Raw genomic sequence first — 16255 nt, forward strand, 5'->3', positions numbered from 1 at the left:
ATGAGCAGTCTCGAAGCATTCCCGGCTTTGCCCGTTGCCAGCAACAGCGGTGAAGCCTTTCGTGAAATCACCGCCGACGGTTACTCGCTCGGCGGTTTCTGCTGGCGCCAGCAAGTGCCGGACGCCACGCGCGCGCTGGTGATCATCAACGCCGCCACCTCGGTGCGCTGCAGTTATTACGCCCGGTTTGCCCAATACCTGTTCGGCCATGGCCTGGATGTCATCACCTATGACTATCGCGGCATCGGCGAATCGCGTCCGGCATCCCTGCGCCATTTCCAGGCGTCCTGGACCGACTGGGGCGCACTGGATTTCGAAGCCATCCTGCAACGCGCCCAGCGCGAGTTTCCCGGCCAGCCCATCGATGTGGTCGGGCACAGTTTTGGTGGCTGCGCGGCGGGGCTGGCGCCGTCGGCCGATCAACTGCGCCGGCTGGTGACGGTAGGCGCGCAGTTTGCCTACTGGCGCGACTATGCCGCCGACAGTCGCTGGCAACTGTTCGGCAAATGGCATGTGCTGATGCCGTTGCTGACGCGGGTATTTGGTTACTTTCCCGGCAAGCGCCTGGGCTGGCTGGAAGACACACCGGCCGGAGTGGTACAGGACTGGAGCACGCGCACAGGCGCTTATGAGCAGCGACCCAGTGGCCAGGCACTGAGTGAGTTGCCCTTCGCCCGGGTCAGGGCGCAAACCCTGGCCATCAGCCTGAGCGATGACCCGTTCGGTACGGTGGCCGCCATCGAGCGTTTACTGGGGTATTTCGAGGCCAGTGAACGCAGCCATCTGCGCATCGCCCCGGGGGATATCGACGAGGCCCGGATCGGTCATTTCGCCTTTTTCCACAGCCGCTTCCAGACTCGGCTGTGGCCAATTGCCCTGCACTGGCTGCAGCACGGGCAACTGGCCGAAGGCACGCCGGGGCGCTTGATCAGACCAGACGCTTGAGCGGCTGCTCGGCGAACTTGACCCCAGCCAGGCCGTGCGCGATCAGGGCGCGGATGTTGCTGTGGTCACTGCCTTGCGGGGTGGCCAGTACCGAGCGGTAGTGCTCGCCGAACGCCAACAGGGCTTCTTCATCGCTCAGGCCTTCAAGCAGGGCCAAACCCAGGGTCTTGCACGAACCTTCGTTCTGCCCGGCTGCGTTGTCGACGCCGCCGTTGGTGAAGGCTTGTGGCTGGTAGCTGTAGTTGGCGGCGATGAAGGCCAGGGTGTCGGCGAAGGCATGTTCGCCGGATGTCAGGCTGGCGCGCAGGGTGTTCAGATCAGTCATTGGGCTTTCCTTTGGCGAACGCCGCTTGTTGTTCGGCGCTGGCTTCTTGCTGATAAAGGGATTTCCATTCGGCGTAAGGCATGCCGTAGACCACTTCGCGGGCCTCATCCATGCTCAGCTCGATCTGCTTTTCGTCGGCGGCGGCCTTGTACCATTTGGACAGGCAATTGCGGCAGAAGCCGGCGAGGTTCATCAGGTCGATGTTCTGCACGTCCTTGCGGCTGTCCAGGTGGGCAACCAGGCGGCGAAAGGCGGCGGCTTCAAGTTCGAGTTTCTGTTGATCGTTCATGGACGTTCTCGTGACAGCGGTAGTTCAGTCTACCGCGATGCGGTTTTTCAGGTGGCGGCCACCGTTGATGACCAGGTTGCTGCCGGTGCTGTACTGGCTGTCGAGCAAGAAGCGCACGGCGTCGATCAGCGGCTGGGCACCAGGTTCAAATTCCAGCAGGGCCTTTTTCAGGGTTTGCTGGCGGTAGGCCTCGTCGCTGTTTTCCTTGAGGATCAGCAAGCCCGGCAGGATCGCGTTGACGCGGATATTCGGTGCGTACTTGGCGGCGAACGACAGCACCATGTTCTGCAAGGCCGCCTTGGTGGCGGCATAGCCGATATGGCTGCCGCTGCCGCGCGAAGAGGTCTCGTCGCAGATATGGATGATGTCGGCTTTGTCGACTTTGGCCAGTTGTGCGCCGAGGGCCAGGTTCAGGTGGTAAGGCGCCTCGACGTGCAGCTTGAACATGGTGTTGAGGTTGGCCAGGTCATCGTCGAGCCACAACGAGGCGTTGTGCACGATCGCCCGCAAGCCGTCGTAGTTGCCTTGCAGGTGCTCGATCAGGGCCAGACGGTCGTCTTCCCGGCACAGGTCGGCCTGGAACTGAATGATGTTCGGGTGCTCGGCCTCGGGGCTTTTGCTGCGGCTGGCGCTGACCACGGTATGGCCGGCCTGCGCCAGGTTCAGGGCCAGCGCCAGCCCGACTCGCTGGCTGGCTCCGGTAACAAGAATTGGGCTGTTCATGGTGGGGGCGGTCAACTTTTACTGGTTCGCTTGGATAACCCCCAGCATACCCGAACTAGGCGGGATTGCGCGCGCCCTGCGGCCCCGGGCGGGCTGGGCTGGCGTTCAGCCAGCTGGCCAGCAGGCGGGTGGACAGCGGTATAAAGAAATACACCATCAACGGCGTCAGGCCCAGGGTGCTGAGAAGGATGCGCGGCACCAGCTCCAGCGCGCCCAGCCAATGACCGAACAGCAGATTGAACAGCAGCGACACCGGAAAGAACGCCAGCCAGATCGCCACCGCCTGTTTCCAGCGCGGCGGGCGCTGCACCGGGTTGCTGCCGAACCAGCCTTCTAGGCCGCTGACCCGCTGTTCCGACGGCTCGGCAAACAGGCCGTTGCCTCGAGCCAGCCAGGCCTTGCGCGAGGCCGAATGCTCCCAGGCGTGCATGGTCTGTTCATTGGTGAAGCGGAAGATGATCTGGAATTCGTTGCCTTGCGGCGGCGGGGCGAGCACGCCCGAACCCAGGTAACCGGGAAAGTCGGTGGCCAGCTGTTCGCCTTCGTGCAGCCAGGCCATCAGGTCCTGGTAGCGACCATCGGCGACGCGGCGGGTAACCATCAGGGTTACGGGTGGGGTAGACATGGTATATCTCCTGGCAACTGGGCGTGGCGGGTAGGCCTGCCCCTTGAACGCCGCCCGGGGTGCTGGGCGGTATTCGCTTCTGTGCAAGAATCGATGCAAGAATCGGGCGCGGATTATTCCTTAAATAATCTGACTCGTCAGTGCTGGTGGTCGGCGACCTGTTAGAAATGCCAATGGTCCTGCCGGTGATAGGCGGAGTAGAATGGCAATTGGCCCATAAACCCGCGGTTTCCCGGCAATGATCGAACCAGACCAGCCTTCATTGAATACCCGTGAGTTGGACCACGAAGAACTGTTCCCGATCCGCGAAGTGTCGCGCATGACCGGTATCAACCCGGTCACCCTGCGTGCCTGGGAGCGCCGGTATGGGCTGATTCAGCCGACGCGCACCGAAAGTGGGCACCGCTTGTATTCACAGGCCGATATCGACGAGGTACGCAGCATCCTCGGCTGGATCGAGCGCGGGGTCGCTGTCAGCAAGGTCGGGCGCATCCTGGCCAAGAGCCAGAACCTCAAGGCCGAAAGCCAGCCCCAGCGTAGCGACGAATCCCAGGCCGACTTCAACCAGTGGCAAGCGCAGGTGCGCCAGGCCGTGAGGGCATTCGACGAGCGCCGCCTGGAGCGGGTGTACGGCCAGGTGTTCAGCAGTTATCCACAGCTGGTGGTGTTCCAGGACATTCTCATGCCGGTCTGGCAGGAGCTGCGCAGTACCCACGAAGCCTTCGGGCAGGCCAGTGAGTGGCTGTTTCTCGACAGTTTCCTGCGCGGGCGGGTATTGCAGCGTTTGCAACTGGCGCGTGAGCAGCAGGAAGTGCGTGTGCTGCTGGCGGCAATTCCCGGCCAGTGCCGCGAGCTTGAGTTGCTGGTGGCGGCACTGTTGCTCGGCACCAGTGAAATCGCCATCAGCGTGCTCGGCCTCGGCCAGCCCCTGGAAGAGCTGGGCCTGGTCTGCGAACGCATGACACCGCATGCCCTGGTGCTGTTTTCCAATCATCCACCGGCCACTGACTTGCCCAAGCGCCTGGCGCGCCTGGCGCTGGCACTGGAGTGTCCGTTATTGCTGGCGGGTGAAGCGGCGGACCTGGCTCAGGACAGCCTGATGGGCTCGCAAGTGGCGTGCCTGGGCAGCGAGGGGCGATTGATGCGCCGGCGGCTGCAGCAGTACCTGGCCGGTCACCTGGATTCTTGAGGGTGCAACTCGGGATGGGCGCGGCGGTGTGCCTGAAGGATGTACTCGCGTAACCGTTCGATTTCAGCCGGCAGGCTCTGGCTCAGGTTATAGGCCGCCAGGCGTTCGCCGGTGCGCCGTTGCAGGGTGCCGTGCAGGGCGATGGGGGCATCGCCGTCGGGGCTGAACCAGAGGTCGAAGTGTTTCGGTGGTTCGGGCAGCTCGCGCACTTCCAGCAGCACACCCTTGAACGAGATTTCCCGCACCCACAAGCCTGTGCTCAGGCCCAGCTCGTCTTCCAGGGCCACCGGTTGCTCCAGGGTCAGGCGCCAGGGGCGAACCACGGCGCCTTCTTCGTAGATGTTCGGCGCACCCAGTTGCAGGTGCAGGGCATGGAACTCGTCTTCGACCAGTTGCAGCGGGAAGGTCATCTGCTGGTTGTTGAACTGGGCTTGCAGGGTCACCTGTTCGTCGGCGATCAACCGGGTCAGCAGGTTCTTGATTTCGCTGCCGCCATTGACCATCAGGCGCGACGCCGGTTCAGCCGGGATGGGCTGGGTCGCGTGCTGCATGGACCGGATGAAGTCCAGCTCATCCTGGGTCAGAAGGGCATCTGCTTGCATGGTCGAACTCGAAGTTACAATCGTGAATGCGTTTCTTCACCGTCATGGACAACCAAACGGCGTGTTTGTTAAGACCGTTGGTCGGCTTCCAGCGCCGCGATGCGCGCCCGGGCTTCGGCCAGTTGACGCTCCAGCTCGACGACCCGTTGTTCAGCTTCGACCTGACGGCTGACGTCCTTCTGGATGCCGATGAAATACTTGCGCTTGTCGGCCTCGTTGAGCACCGGGGTAATCGACAGCTCGTTCCAGAACGCGCTGCCGTCCTTGCGGTAGTTGCGCAGGATTTCCCGGCTCGGCAGGCCGTCCTCGATCGCCTGGCGAATCAATGCCCGGGCGCCCTGGTCGCGATCGTCGTTCTGCAGGAAGCGGCAGTCGCGGTAGAGGATGTCGTTGGCGTCATAGCCGGTCAGGCGCTCGAAGGCCGGGTTAACGTAGATCAGGATGGTGTCGTCGTCGCCTTCCTGTTCGGCCACCACGATCCCGTCGTTGGAGGCGTCAATCATGCGCTGAAGAAGTGTGGCATTGATCATCTTGTTAGGTCCGCAAGGGCTGTAGATCGGGCATGCTGGCTGATTCTAGTGGATTGGCCGTCGCTGTACAGCGGCAGATTAAGGCCTTTTGCCAGTGCCTGATGCTAGTATCCTACGTTTTTACTCAGTTTCGGAAATCTCTATGAAAGTCGTGATCCTTTCCGGTTCGGTCTATGGCACCGCTGAAGAAGTCGCTCGGCATGCCGAGAAATTGCTCAAAGAGGCGGGTTTCGAGGCCTGGCACGCCAACCGGGCAACCCTGCAGGATATCCAGGGCTTTGCCCCGCAGGCGTTCCTCGCCGTGACCTCGACCACCGGCATGGGCGAGCTGCCGGATAACCTCATGCCGCTGTTCAGTGCCATTCGCGATGTGCTGCCAGCCGAGTGGCGCGGGCTCAAGGGCGCGGTGATTGGCCTGGGCGATTCCAGTTACGGCGATACCTACTGCGGCGGCGGCGAGCAACTGCGTGAGCTGTTTGTCGAGTTGGGCCTGGTAGAGGTACAGCCGATGCTGCGCCTGGATGCCAGCGAAACCGTTACCCCGGAAACCGACGCCGAGCCGTGGCTTGCCGAGCTGGCCGAAAAGCTGCGCGGCTGATCATTGCGGCTGTGGCTGCTCGCGCAGCAGCTGCAGCCAGGCCTGGGCGGCGCGCGACAGGTAGGCGCCCTGGCGCCAGATGAAGGCGATGTCCCAGCGCAGGTCGGTCGGCTCGCTCAGGGCCAGGCGCACTACCCCCGGTCGTTCCAGGCCGCGGGCCACCACACTGGGCAACAGCACCACCCCCTGGCCTGCCGCCACCAGCGCGGCGAGAAAGTCGGCCTGGCCGCTGCGCCCGCCTTCCCTGGGGGTGAAGCCCAACTGCTGGCAAGCGCCGAGCAACCGGTCATTGAGCACGAAGCTGCGCTGATAAAGCAGGAACGGAGTATCAGCCAGTTGCGCAAGGCTGACCTGGCCGGCAGCGGCCAATGGGTGGTCAGTGGGCAGCAGGGCATCGAGGGGCTCGTTGCAAAACGGCTGGTAGGCAAAGGTCGGGTCGCTGGGCGTCAGGCTGCCGCCCAGTTCCAGTTCACCACTAAGTACGGCCTGCTCGACACTGCGACTGCCGCCTTCGAACAGTTGAATGCTGATGTTCGGGTAGCGTTGCCGGTACTCGGCGAACAATCGTGCGAACAGCGCATCACTGCCCAGCAGCGGCAGGCCAAGGCGCAGTTCGCCGCGGGCGAGCTGGCTCAGGTCATCCAGTTCGCTCAGTAGCTCCTGGTGCAGGCGCAACATGGCTTCGCCGCGTTCCAGCACGATCTTGCCGGCGGCGGTCAGGTGCAGGTGCGAACCCTGACGTTCCAGCAGCGGCACGCCCAGGTCCTGCTCCAGTTGCGCGACCTGCTTGCTCACCGCCGACTGGCTGATGTGCAGGGTTTGCGCGGCCTGGGTAAAGCCGCCACGGTGCACCACTTCAAGAAAGCTGCGTAGTTGTTTGAATTCCATCGTTTGAATTCCAGTCTGGAATAGCTGGCAGTCTAACAATTCGCTTTTGGCGTGGGGAGCAGGCTTTTAAAATACAGGCCTCAGAGGACCCCCGCGATGAACCCCCCTGCGTTAACCCGATTTATCCGCTTGCTCGCCGAGCTTGCGGTGTTGCTTGCTCTTTATAAGGTGGGTGGCCTGCTCGCCACCTGGTTGGCCTGGCCGATCCCCGGCGGCGTAATCGGCTTGGCGCTGCTGTTGCTGCTGTTCGCTTTGGGCGTGCTCAAACCGGCCATGTTGCAGCTCGGTGCCGGGGTACTGATGGCCGAGATGCTGCTGTTCTTCATTCCGGCACTGATGAGCCTGCTCGACTACGGCAGCCTGCTGCGCGATGAAGGCTGGCGGATCTTGCTGGTGATTGGCGTCAGTACCTTGCTGGTGATGGTGGTGACGGCAGTGACGGTGGAGTGGATCTGCCGCTGGAGGCTGCGCCATGACGCTTGAGCCGATGCCGCTGTTCTGGCTGGCCCTGACCTTGCTGGCCTACCTGGGCAGCCGCTGGTTGTACCGGCGCACCGGGCGCTACCTGCTATCGCCGTTGATCCTGGTGCCGGCGGTGCTGCTGGCGATTGCCGTGCCGCTGCACACGGCCTACGCCGAATACGCGCGTAATACCCACTGGCTGATGTCGGTGCTGGGCCCGGTCACCGTGGCTTTTGCCGTGCCGATATGGCAACAGCGCGCCTTGCTGGCACGCCACTGGCCAGCCCTCACGCTGGGCATGCTGGTCGGCAGTGCGGCGTCGATCGGCAGTTCCTGGGGCCTGGCGCACCTGTTGGCACTGGACAACTCGGTGAGCCTGTCGCTGGTGCCGCGCTCGATCACCACGCCCTTTGCCATGCCGCTGGCCAAGGATCTGGGCGGCGTACCGGAGCTGACTGCGGTATTCGTGATGTTTACCGGGGTGCTCGGGGCGATGTTCGGTGGCGTGCTGCTCAAGTACCTGCCGCTGCGTACACCGCTGGCCCGTGGCGCGCTGTTCGGCGTTGGCGCCCATGGTGCGGGCGTCAGCCGCGCGCATGAAGTGGGCGGCGAAGAGGGCTCGGTGGCCGGCCTGGTCATGGTCCTCACCGGCCTGCTCAATCTGTTTGCCGCGCCATTACTGACCTTGCTGCTGTGATTTACCTCGCTATTTTGCGCGCTGACTCCAAGGGTCAATAAGCTGGCTGCCAACGCAACTCTCGGGCAGGGCCTGCCTGACTAGACTGTCGATCAATAGAGCACACGAATGTGCCGAGGTGATTGCAATGATCGCAGCCGATGCCTTGCCCAACACGACCACCTGTAACTTACCGGGACCACTGTGATGCCTTTGGCCGAGATTCCATTGTGCGTCTGGCGGACCCGGGGCCTGAATTTCTCGTTCCGTGGCCAGGCCATTCGTTACTGGACCGCAGGGCAGGGCGAACCGCTACTGCTCATTCATGGCTTTCCCACTGCCAGCTGGGATTGGCATTACCTGTGGGCCCCGCTGGCCCAGCGCTTCCGGGTAATTGCCTGTGACATGCTCGGCTTTGGCGACTCGGCCAAACCGCTGCACCACGAATACAGCCTGCTGGAGCAGGCCGACTTGCAACAGGCGCTGCTGGCGCACCTGCAGGTCGAGCAGCCGGTGCATCTGCTCGGCCATGACTACGGTGGCAGCGTCGCCCAGGAATTGCTCGCCCGTCACCATGAGGGCCGGGCGCAAATCGCCAGTTGCGTGTTTCTCAATGGCGGCCTGTTCCCCGAGTGCCACCGGCCGCTGCTGATCCAGAAGCTGCTGCTCAGCCGCCTGGGCTGGCTGGTCGGGCGTTCGTTCGGGCGCGATGACCTGGTGCGAAACGTCACCCAGATCTACGGCCCTTGTACCCACCCCAGCGAAAGCGCGCTGGACGATTACTGGAGCCTGATTGCCTCAAACCGCGGTACGCGCATCCTGCACAAGCTGATCACCTACCTTCCCGAACGGGTTGCTCACCGCGAGCGCTGGGTTGGTGCCCTGCAGGGTGAAGGGGTGCCGCTGCGGTTGATCAACGGTGCGGTCGATCCGGTTTCCGGAGCGCATATGCTTGAGCGTTACCAGGAGCTGGTACCCAATGCCGATACCGTAATGCTCCAGGGCATCGGGCATTACCCGCACACCGAAGCACCGGTACAGGTGCTGCGCCATTACCTGGCGTTTCGCGAACAACCCCTGGTGAGTGTGCCGCAGAAAGTCGCCTGGTCCTGAGCGACCCGGCGCGCGCAATCATCGACTGGCCTTATCGCCTGCCATTCAGCGCCTGCCCGCTTGATTGTGTGCCAGCCGCGGCTGGCCGACACTCGGGCATCCCTCCCTTGTTTTGCTGGAGAACTGAGCATGACGATTCGCTTGGACGATAAAGTGGTGATTGTCACCGGTGCCGGCGGCGGCCTGGGTCGCGCCCATGCCCTGCTGTTTGCCCGGCACGGCGCCCGGGTAGTGGTCAACGACCTGGGTGGTTCGACCCATGGTGAAGGCGCCAGCGCTTCGGCCGCCGACCGGGTGGTGGCTCAGATTCGTGAAGCGGGCGGCACGGCCGTGGCCAACCATGACTCGGTCACCGATGGCCGGCACATTGTCGAGCAGGCCCTGGACAGCTTCGGTCGCGTCGATATTGTCATCAACAATGCCGGCATCCTGCGCGACAAGACCTTCCAAAAGATGGACGACAGCGACTGGGAGCAGGTCTATCAGGTCCACCTCGAAGGGGCCTACAAAGTCACCCGCGCCGCCTGGCCGCACCTGCGCGAGCAGAACTGGGGGCGGGTGATCTTCACCGCCTCGACCTCGGGTATCTATGGCAACTTCGGCCAGGCCAACTATGGCGCGGCCAAGCTCGGCCTGTACGGCCTGACCCGCACCCTGGCCATCGAAGGGCGCAAGCACGGCATCCTGGTCAACGCCATCGCCCCCACCGGCGGCACGCGCATGACCGAAGGGCTGATTCCGCAGCAAGTGTTCGAACAGCTCAAGCCTGAGCTGGTCAGTCCGCTGGTGGTGTACCTGGGCAGTGACGCCTGCGAGGACAGTGGCGGCCTGTATGAAGTCGGCGGCGGCTGGGTCGGCAAGGTGCGCTGGGAGCGTAGCCTGGGTGTCGGCTTCGATCCGCGCGAAGGCTTTTCGCCTGAAGATATCGCTGCCAACTGGCAGCAAATCGGCAGCTTCGACAATGCCGTACATCCCAAAGACAGTCTCGAGGCCCTGCAGCAGATGATGGCCAACCTGCAGAAGTATCCACAGGGCTGAACCTGGCCCAAGGTTGTGGTCGCCGGCTCAAGTTGCCTATGCTGGACGGCCACCTTGGTTGCAGGAGCACAGAGGATGTACGAATCCAGAACGGACGCTGTCATCTCTACCCGACAGTTCGGCTATCGCCTGATGTGGCACGGTATTGCTGCCTGCCTGTTGCTGGTTGGCTCGATCCTGTTTGGCGTGGTTGGCCATCTGTACTTCGAGCCGCAGGTGCCCTGGCATGATGCCGTGTTCAATGCCACCTTGCTGCTGGGCGGGGTAGGGCCGGTGATCCTCCCCGAGTCTATCGGCGGCAAGCTATTTTTCGCAGGTTACGGCCTGTATGTCGGCCTGGTGTTCGTCGCCAGCATCGGCCTGATCCTGGCGCCCATCGCCCACCGATTGTTACACCGATTCCACTTTGACGACGCCGACGACGACTGAATTGCAGGCATAAAAAAGGCCGCTGCAGTGCAGCGGCCAAGTAAGACGCAGATCAAGGAGCTTCAAAATCAACGTCGGTGAACCTGGAGAAGACGCCATCAGGCGGGGTGTGCACGCCGGTTGATGGAATGTGCTGACGCTTTCATTTGGCGTCTGCACCGTCTGGGTGTAACCAGAATAGGCGCCTGTCAGAATCGGAAAAATAGGTGTTTCTGACATTCACTGTTACAACTCAGGTAACAGTCAGCCCGCAAGACAGTAACCCGCTGTTTCACGAGTGTCAGTGAACGCGTGTAAGCAACTGTGCACACTGTCCTTTTATTCTTATATGGAAATGGGCTGTTGCTTTAGTTAGCTGTAGGACAATTCATTGGGTTTGAAAAACCGGGAGCCTGGGCACTTTCCAGAGTTAGCAACCGGGACGGGTTTCGCTGAAATTTCCCTGAAGGTGGGCAAGTCAATTAGCCGCGTAATGACTATTCACCACCAACGGAGATCAGCACATGGAATCGACCCGTTCGCTTGACACACCCGCGTTGAGCTACGACGACAGTACTCTGGAGACACTGCTGCTGGAAATGACCAGCACCACTTTTGAAATCCAGCGTCAGCTTGAGTCGGTGGCAACGCTGCAGGATGCGGCGCTGATCAGTTTCTGGGAAAAGGCACGCAAGCCGGTTACAAAGCCGCTGAGCCTGTTTGTGCACCTGTCGAAATTGTTTTTTTTCGATCTGCGCTACTTTGCTTTGCGCCATCCCTGGCAGCAGCCGGAAATGGCAGCGCTGGAGGAGCAGATTTTCGATCCCGATGAGCACGTTCGCATGCTGGCCCTCGATATCGAGGGAGAGACGGCGATGTTGCCGTTGGCGTTTGTCATCAGCGAGTCGTTCGACCTGTCATCAACCAGCAAGCTCTGGTTTTACAGCCTCCAGGAGGGGCTGCAAGAGCAGGGGGATGCGCGGCGATTCATCGACAGGATGACGCTGCGCCTGTGCGCACCGGCTGCCGAGGACCTCTTGGTGCAGCCGTTGCCGTACGAAATAAAACAGTTACTTGCGCAAGGCCACACGCCGCTGTTGAGCCTGGTATCGCTGAGCGAGAGTCCGTTTCGACAACAGGTAGACGATGTCCGTCAGGCCCTGCGCGAGGTGCCTGTCCACGCTCTGCTGCAACAACGCCTTGCAACCAGGCTCAGGCAGCACCGCCACGCACAATTGCCTGAATGGTTACGTGCTCTTCAGGGTGAACAACGTACCGCCTTCGAGTTGCGCGAAGGCGCTGTTGCCTTGTGCCAGCAACGGGTCGATGAACACCTGCAAGGTAGGGCCAGCGTTGAGGACTATGCCGCTACGCAGATCGCCGCTTACCTATTGGCCTTGGGTGTCGAGACAGATGCCAGGCTACTGCGCGTTCGAGTCAGTCACGCACTGGACGTCGAGGGCGAAACGATACTCGGTGAGCGCGAGATGCCGCTGGTGCAGTGGGTGTTGTCCGGTGGTTACTCCGGCAGTGAGTTTCAGGCCCACATCATCGATGCCACGTTGGCCGCGCGCCTGACACCGGATGTCATTCAACGAATGATCGATGAACTTGAGGTGCGCCTGAGTTATCCGCAAGCACTGCAGTCTTCCTACCTTGAAGGCTCCGGCCCTCAACTGATGAGCGACGTGGTCAATGCACGGCTGGCCTTGAGCGCCCTGGCCGCGCGGTACCAAGGGTTCGACCCTGAGGCTTGCAATGCCCTGGAAGCTGCTCGCAACCATACCGGCGTACTGGCTGCGCTTAAGATCGACGCGGGTGCGGTGATCCTTGAGCCCTTGCAGTTGGCGTTCAAGGACATGCTCTACCTGAGCTTTGGCTCGCAGGATGATCATCGTTTCCTGCTCTATGCCCCTGGCGCGCCTGAAGCGGATTTGCGCGTGTTCAGCAATGAGGGACAGCTCAGCCTGGAAATTGCCCGGTGGGCCGAGACCGACCAGGGGCAAACCTATTTGCTTGGCCAAGTGCCGGTCAACGCCAGGATGAGGTTCAGTCGGTTACTCAAGCAGACGCAAAAATTGCCGGGCACCTGGTCCCGCCAAACAGTGGCGCTGGAGCGCTGGCCCGATGCGAGCTGGCCGACGGTGTTGTCGCACGTTGCTTCCAGAAAGGTATCTGCGTTGCTTGACCAACTGCAATTGGCCACGCCTCAGTGGTTCATCGATGCATCCCGGGTTCAACGCCAGCAACTGAGCCATGTTGATGCCCAACTGGGTGCGGTCCAGGACGCCTACCAACAGATCAACACCATCGAGCCCTTTGCCAAATACGCCCATCGCCAGGTGAAAGACTGGATCAAGAAGCGTGTACCTGCGTCTGATATAGACCCTGATACCGTACTGGTGGAGCTTGAGGACGGTGACATAAAGACGCTCACCCGCACGGTCATTGAAGGCTACGACAGTAGTTTCAACTTCGCTGGCTTTGCCAGAATCACCTCCACCATCGGCCAGGACCTGTCACGACTCGATCGTGCCTCTGTCGATGGCTACATTCGATCTGCCAAGCTGGGTGAGCACTACATCCAGATGATTCGCCGGCGCCTGCTCGACCCCGCTGAGTCACAGTACAAACGCCGTCGCCTGCTTCACCGCGAGGTGCTGCGTTTGCAGATCCGCCGCGCCTGGCTGAGTGAAGGCATGGCGGGGCGCCTGTCGTCCGAGCAGAGCGGGTGGCTGGGCATTGCTGTCGACAATCTGGTCGATCTCGAGCCTGTGGTCGTTGGCGGTGAGCGGACCACTAGTAAGAACGGTCTGTTTCAACTGGCTCTGAGTGGCCGAAGGGTAGAGGGTGTGTATCTGTTCAGGAACGTATCGAAAGGCGTTGTCGAAGATCTTGTCTACACCCCCGATGCCCCGGATGACCTGATCTTCCGTACGCCGCAAGCGTTGGCGCTTCAATGGGAAGCGCTGCAGGACTATTTCTACCTGCGCGTGAGCATCGAAGATCAGCCGGCCATCGGCAGCCTGATCGAAAGCGTTGAACGTGCCGCTGATGGTCAGGCAATGGTCCTCAAGGCGATCAGCGCCTATAAGCGCGTAACCGATCTTGCGCATGAATTCGACGTGATGGTCGAGCGGATCATTGCCGATGTGGAGGCCGACACCACCAGTGTGGCTGAACGAATCTGGGGCATCCTCTTCGAGGTCGCCATCGGCGTTGCGGCGATTCTTTCGATTCCCTTTCCACCGGCCACCCTGGCGCTGAACGTAGTGCTGACCCTGCGCTCGTTCGTGCAAGGTGCGCTGGCTTACGAGGATGGCGATCGGGCTTCAGCCTTGAAGTGGTTTGTTGTCACGGCTGTGGGGGTCGTGTCGATTTCCGGATTGGCAGGGCGCTGCGCCAGAGTGTTATCAAAGCTGTCCAAGGGCCCCGGTTCGCCGACCACCGAACTGCTGAAAAAGCTGGTCGCCGACTTTGGCAAGGCGGGTGCGGAAACAGTCTCCAACGTCGGTGAGGCGTTGGACGACGAACTCACCTTGTTCCTCAAGCACCTGGAGCGAACGGTTCCTGCCTGACGCGATCGGCTCAGGCCTCATGCCCCATGCGCCAACTGATGGTCCTGGCGGTGGCCAGCAGTTTTTGCGCAGCGGGGCCCTGTTCATCCGCGTGGAAAATCGAGGTCGGGCCGACCACGGTCAGCACTGCGGCAATTTTGCCCACGGCGTTGAACACAGGAGCGGAAAGCGCATCGACGCCGGGCATCAGCAGGCCGTGGACATGATGCAGGCCGCGTTGGCGGATGGTTGCAAACAATGCCTGGTATTCGTCAGCACTGTGACCTGACGCGGCCAGCTCTTGCTCGCGCAGATCGATGGTTTCGCGTTCTGGCAGGTAAGCGCCGAACACCAGGCCAGTGGAGGACGTCAGCAAGGGCAGCACCGAACCGATCTGGGTAACCACGGTAACCGCACGCACCGCCGGCTCGATGTTGACCACGGTGGCGCCCTGGTTGCCCCACACGGCGATGAAGCAGCTTTCGTTGAGCTCATCGCGCAGTTGCGACAGCGGCAGCGCCGCTTCTTTCAATACGTCCATCCCGCCCAGTGCCGCCAGGCCCACGCGCAGGGCTTCGCGGCCGAGGCCGTAATGGTTGGTGGCCGGGTTCTGCTCGGCAAAGCCACTGGCAATCAACGCCTGCAGGTAACGGTGGACCTTGCTCGCCGGCATGTCGACGTGTTCGGCCAGGCGCGACAGTGAAGTTGAGGGTGAGAGTTGGGCCAGGGCCTTGAGGATGTCGGTGCCGACTTCGGCCGAGCGGACCTTCTGTTTGCCGGAGCTATCGGCGGGGGTGCTGGCTTTGGCCATGGAGTAGTCGATCCGGGGAGTTCAATGGGCGTCTTTATAGCTTGACGGTCTTCACCAATCAAATTACGTTATGCGTAATGTAATTACGATAAAAATAACGCAGAAGCGCTGCCACCCCTTCAAGGCCCGCAGCCCACTGCCATTGACCGGCCTGCACTGGGCCCGGAGGCTCGATGAACCTCGATAACACCCCTGTCCTTGGCTACCAGAGTGGATTCGGTAACGAATTCGCCAGCGAAGCCTTGCCTGGCGCCCTGCCGGTCGGGCAGAACTCGCCGCAAAAAGCGCCTTACGGTCTGTATGCCGAACTGTTTTCCGGCACCGCCTTCACCATGGCCCGCAGCGAGTTGCGCCGCACCTGGCTGTACCGCATTCGTCCTTCGGCCCTGCACCCGCGCTTCGAGCGCCTGCAGCGTCAGTTGGCCGGTGGCCCGCTGGGCCCGGTGACGCCCAACCGCTTGCGCTGGAGCCCGCAGCCGATCCCCAGCGAGCCAACCGACTTCATTGACGGCTGGGTGGCCATGGCGGCCAACTCGGCAGGCGAGAAACCGGCCGGCATCAGTATCTATACCTACTGCGCCAATCGCTCCATGGCGCGGGTGTTCTTCAACGCCGATGGCGAACTGCTGCTGGTGCCCGAGCAGGGCCGCCTGCGCATCGTCACCGAGCTGGGCGTGCTGGAGGTCGAGCCGCTGGAAATAGCCGTGCTGCCCCGAGGCCTGAAGTTTCGCGTCGAACTGCTCGACGCCCAGGCCCGCGGCTATCTGGCCGAGAACCACGGTGCGCCGCTGCGCATCCCGGACCTGGGGCCGATCGGCAGCAACGGCCTGGCCAACCCGCGCGACTTCCTCGCGCCGGTGGCCCATTACGAAGAAATCGACGGCCCGGTGCAGTTGGTGCAGAAGTTCCTCGGCGAACTGTGGGGTTGCCAGCTCAACCATTCGCCTCTGGACGTGGTCGCCTGGCACGGCAACAACGTGCCCTACAAATATGACCTGCGCCGTTTCAACACCATCGGCACGGTCAGCTTCGACCACCCGGACCCTTCGATCTTCACCGTGCTGACCTCGCCGACCAGCGTGCCGGGCATGGCCAACCTCGACTTCGTGATCTTCCCGCCGCGCTGGATGGTAGCCGAGAACACCTTCCGTCCACCCTGGTTCCACCGCAACCTGATGAATGAATTCATGGGCCTGATCCAGGGCGAGTATGACGCCAAGGCCGAAGGCTTCCTGCCCGGCGGCGCCTCGCTGCACAGCTGCATGAGCGCTCACGGCCCGGATGCCGAGACCTGCAGCAAGGCCATCGCCGTGGAGCTGGCACCGAACAAGATCGACAACACCATGGCCTTCATGTTCGAGACCAGCCAGGTGCTGCGCCCGAGCCGTCATGCGCTGGAATGCCCGCAATTGCAGGCCGACTACGATAGTTGCTGGGCCTCGTTGCCGAGCACCTTTACCCCGAATCGGAGATAAC

General features: G+C 61.9%; 18 protein-coding genes. 10 read left to right on the top strand and 8 right to left on the bottom strand.

Going from position 1 to position 16255, the window contains the following annotated elements:
* Window positions 1-945, top strand: a complete 945-nt coding sequence (locus tag ABIE20_RS02875; protein ID WP_429502635.1) for an alpha/beta hydrolase family protein — start codon at window positions 1-3, stop codon at window positions 943-945.
* On the opposite strand, the gene ABIE20_RS02880 is transcribed toward ABIE20_RS02875, so the two are convergent.
* Genes ABIE20_RS02880 through ABIE20_RS02895 form a run of 4 tightly spaced genes read right to left on the bottom strand, consistent with a single transcriptional unit; the run spans window position 929 to window position 2907 of the window.
* Window positions 929-1270 (bottom strand): HopJ type III effector protein, encoded by a 342-nt coding sequence (locus tag ABIE20_RS02880; protein WP_429502637.1) that lies wholly within the window; start codon window positions 1268-1270, stop codon window positions 929-931. The genes ABIE20_RS02875 and ABIE20_RS02880 overlap by 17 nt on opposite strands.
* Window positions 1263-1559, bottom strand: coding sequence for a DUF1244 domain-containing protein (locus tag ABIE20_RS02885; protein WP_045196092.1), 297 nt, complete (start codon window positions 1557-1559; stop codon window positions 1263-1265). Before ABIE20_RS02885 ends, ABIE20_RS02880 begins: the two co-directional genes overlap by 8 nt.
* 24 nt (window positions 1560-1583) lie before the next feature.
* The gene (gene folM / locus ABIE20_RS02890; protein WP_429502639.1) at window positions 1584-2282 is read right to left on the bottom strand and encodes a dihydromonapterin reductase; all 699 of its coding nucleotides are present in this window, start codon (window positions 2280-2282) and stop codon (window positions 1584-1586) included.
* Between the two features lie 55 nt (window positions 2283-2337).
* The gene (locus tag ABIE20_RS02895; protein ID WP_429502641.1) at window positions 2338-2907 is read right to left on the bottom strand and encodes an antibiotic biosynthesis monooxygenase; all 570 of its coding nucleotides are present in this window, start codon (window positions 2905-2907) and stop codon (window positions 2338-2340) included.
* A gap of 238 nt (window positions 2908-3145) precedes the next feature.
* Here ABIE20_RS02895 and ABIE20_RS02900 point away from each other — a divergent pair, with 238 nt between their 5' ends.
* Window positions 3146-4096: a MerR family transcriptional regulator gene (locus ABIE20_RS02900; protein WP_429502643.1), complete on the top strand. Its 951-nt coding sequence runs from the start codon at window positions 3146-3148 to the stop codon at window positions 4094-4096.
* On the opposite strand, the gene ABIE20_RS02905 is transcribed toward ABIE20_RS02900, so the two are convergent.
* Window positions 4081-4698: a hypothetical protein gene (locus tag ABIE20_RS02905; RefSeq protein WP_429502645.1), complete on the bottom strand. Its 618-nt coding sequence runs from the start codon at window positions 4696-4698 to the stop codon at window positions 4081-4083. The two genes, ABIE20_RS02900 and ABIE20_RS02905, sit on opposite strands and share 16 nt — an antisense overlap.
* 68 nt (window positions 4699-4766) lie before the next feature.
* Complete coding sequence (locus tag ABIE20_RS02910; protein ID WP_429502646.1) at window positions 4767-5228, bottom strand: PAS domain S-box protein; 462 nt, start codon at window positions 5226-5228, stop codon at window positions 4767-4769.
* Between the two features lie 142 nt (window positions 5229-5370).
* Between ABIE20_RS02910 and ABIE20_RS02915 the strand changes: the two genes are divergently transcribed.
* A complete protein-coding gene (locus ABIE20_RS02915) occupies window positions 5371-5826 on the top strand; it encodes a flavodoxin (protein ID WP_429502648.1) in 456 nt (151 codons plus the stop codon).
* Here ABIE20_RS02915 and ABIE20_RS02920 read toward each other — a convergent pair whose 3' ends face one another.
* The gene (locus tag ABIE20_RS02920) at window positions 5827-6714 is read right to left on the bottom strand and encodes a LysR substrate-binding domain-containing protein (RefSeq protein ID WP_429502650.1); all 888 of its coding nucleotides are present in this window, start codon (window positions 6712-6714) and stop codon (window positions 5827-5829) included. It lies immediately after the preceding gene.
* 96 nt (window positions 6715-6810) lie between these two features.
* On the opposite strand from ABIE20_RS02920, the gene ABIE20_RS02925 reads away from it, so the two are divergent.
* The 6 genes from ABIE20_RS02925 (at window position 6811) to ABIE20_RS02950 (ending at window position 13989) form a co-directional block, all read left to right on the top strand.
* Window positions 6811-7197, top strand: a complete 387-nt coding sequence (locus ABIE20_RS02925) for a CidA/LrgA family protein (RefSeq protein ID WP_429502652.1) — start codon at window positions 6811-6813, stop codon at window positions 7195-7197.
* Complete coding sequence (locus ABIE20_RS02930; protein ID WP_429502654.1) at window positions 7187-7873, top strand: LrgB family protein; 687 nt, start codon at window positions 7187-7189, stop codon at window positions 7871-7873. The genes ABIE20_RS02925 and ABIE20_RS02930 overlap by 11 nt, the downstream gene beginning before the upstream one ends.
* Window positions 7874-8059: 186 nt before the next feature.
* Entirely contained in the window at window positions 8060-8965 is a 906-nt protein-coding gene (locus ABIE20_RS02935) for an alpha/beta fold hydrolase (RefSeq protein ID WP_429502656.1), read from the top strand.
* 129 nt (window positions 8966-9094) lie between these two features.
* The gene (locus ABIE20_RS02940; RefSeq protein ID WP_429502658.1) at window positions 9095-10003 is read left to right on the top strand and encodes an SDR family oxidoreductase; all 909 of its coding nucleotides are present in this window, start codon (window positions 9095-9097) and stop codon (window positions 10001-10003) included.
* A 75-nt stretch (window positions 10004-10078) separates the two neighbouring features.
* Complete coding sequence (locus ABIE20_RS02945) at window positions 10079-10432, top strand: hypothetical protein (RefSeq protein WP_429502660.1); 354 nt, start codon at window positions 10079-10081, stop codon at window positions 10430-10432.
* Between the two features lie 503 nt (window positions 10433-10935).
* Complete coding sequence (locus tag ABIE20_RS02950; protein WP_429502662.1) at window positions 10936-13989, top strand: hypothetical protein; 3054 nt, start codon at window positions 10936-10938, stop codon at window positions 13987-13989.
* A gap of 10 nt (window positions 13990-13999) precedes the next feature.
* Here the strand turns inward: ABIE20_RS02950 and ABIE20_RS02955 are convergent, their stop codons facing one another.
* Entirely contained in the window at window positions 14000-14779 is a 780-nt protein-coding gene (locus ABIE20_RS02955) for an IclR family transcriptional regulator (protein WP_429502664.1), read from the bottom strand.
* A gap of 173 nt (window positions 14780-14952) precedes the next feature.
* Between ABIE20_RS02955 and hmgA the strand changes: the two genes are divergently transcribed.
* Complete coding sequence (gene hmgA / locus ABIE20_RS02960; protein WP_429502666.1) at window positions 14953-16254, top strand: homogentisate 1,2-dioxygenase; 1302 nt, start codon at window positions 14953-14955, stop codon at window positions 16252-16254.
* The last annotated feature ends 1 nt before the right edge of the window (window position 16255 follow it).

Origin of the sequence: Pseudomonas sp. 2835 (genome assembly GCF_050435905.1) — a bacterium.
Lineage (GTDB): Bacteria > Pseudomonadota > Gammaproteobacteria > Pseudomonadales > Pseudomonadaceae > Aquipseudomonas.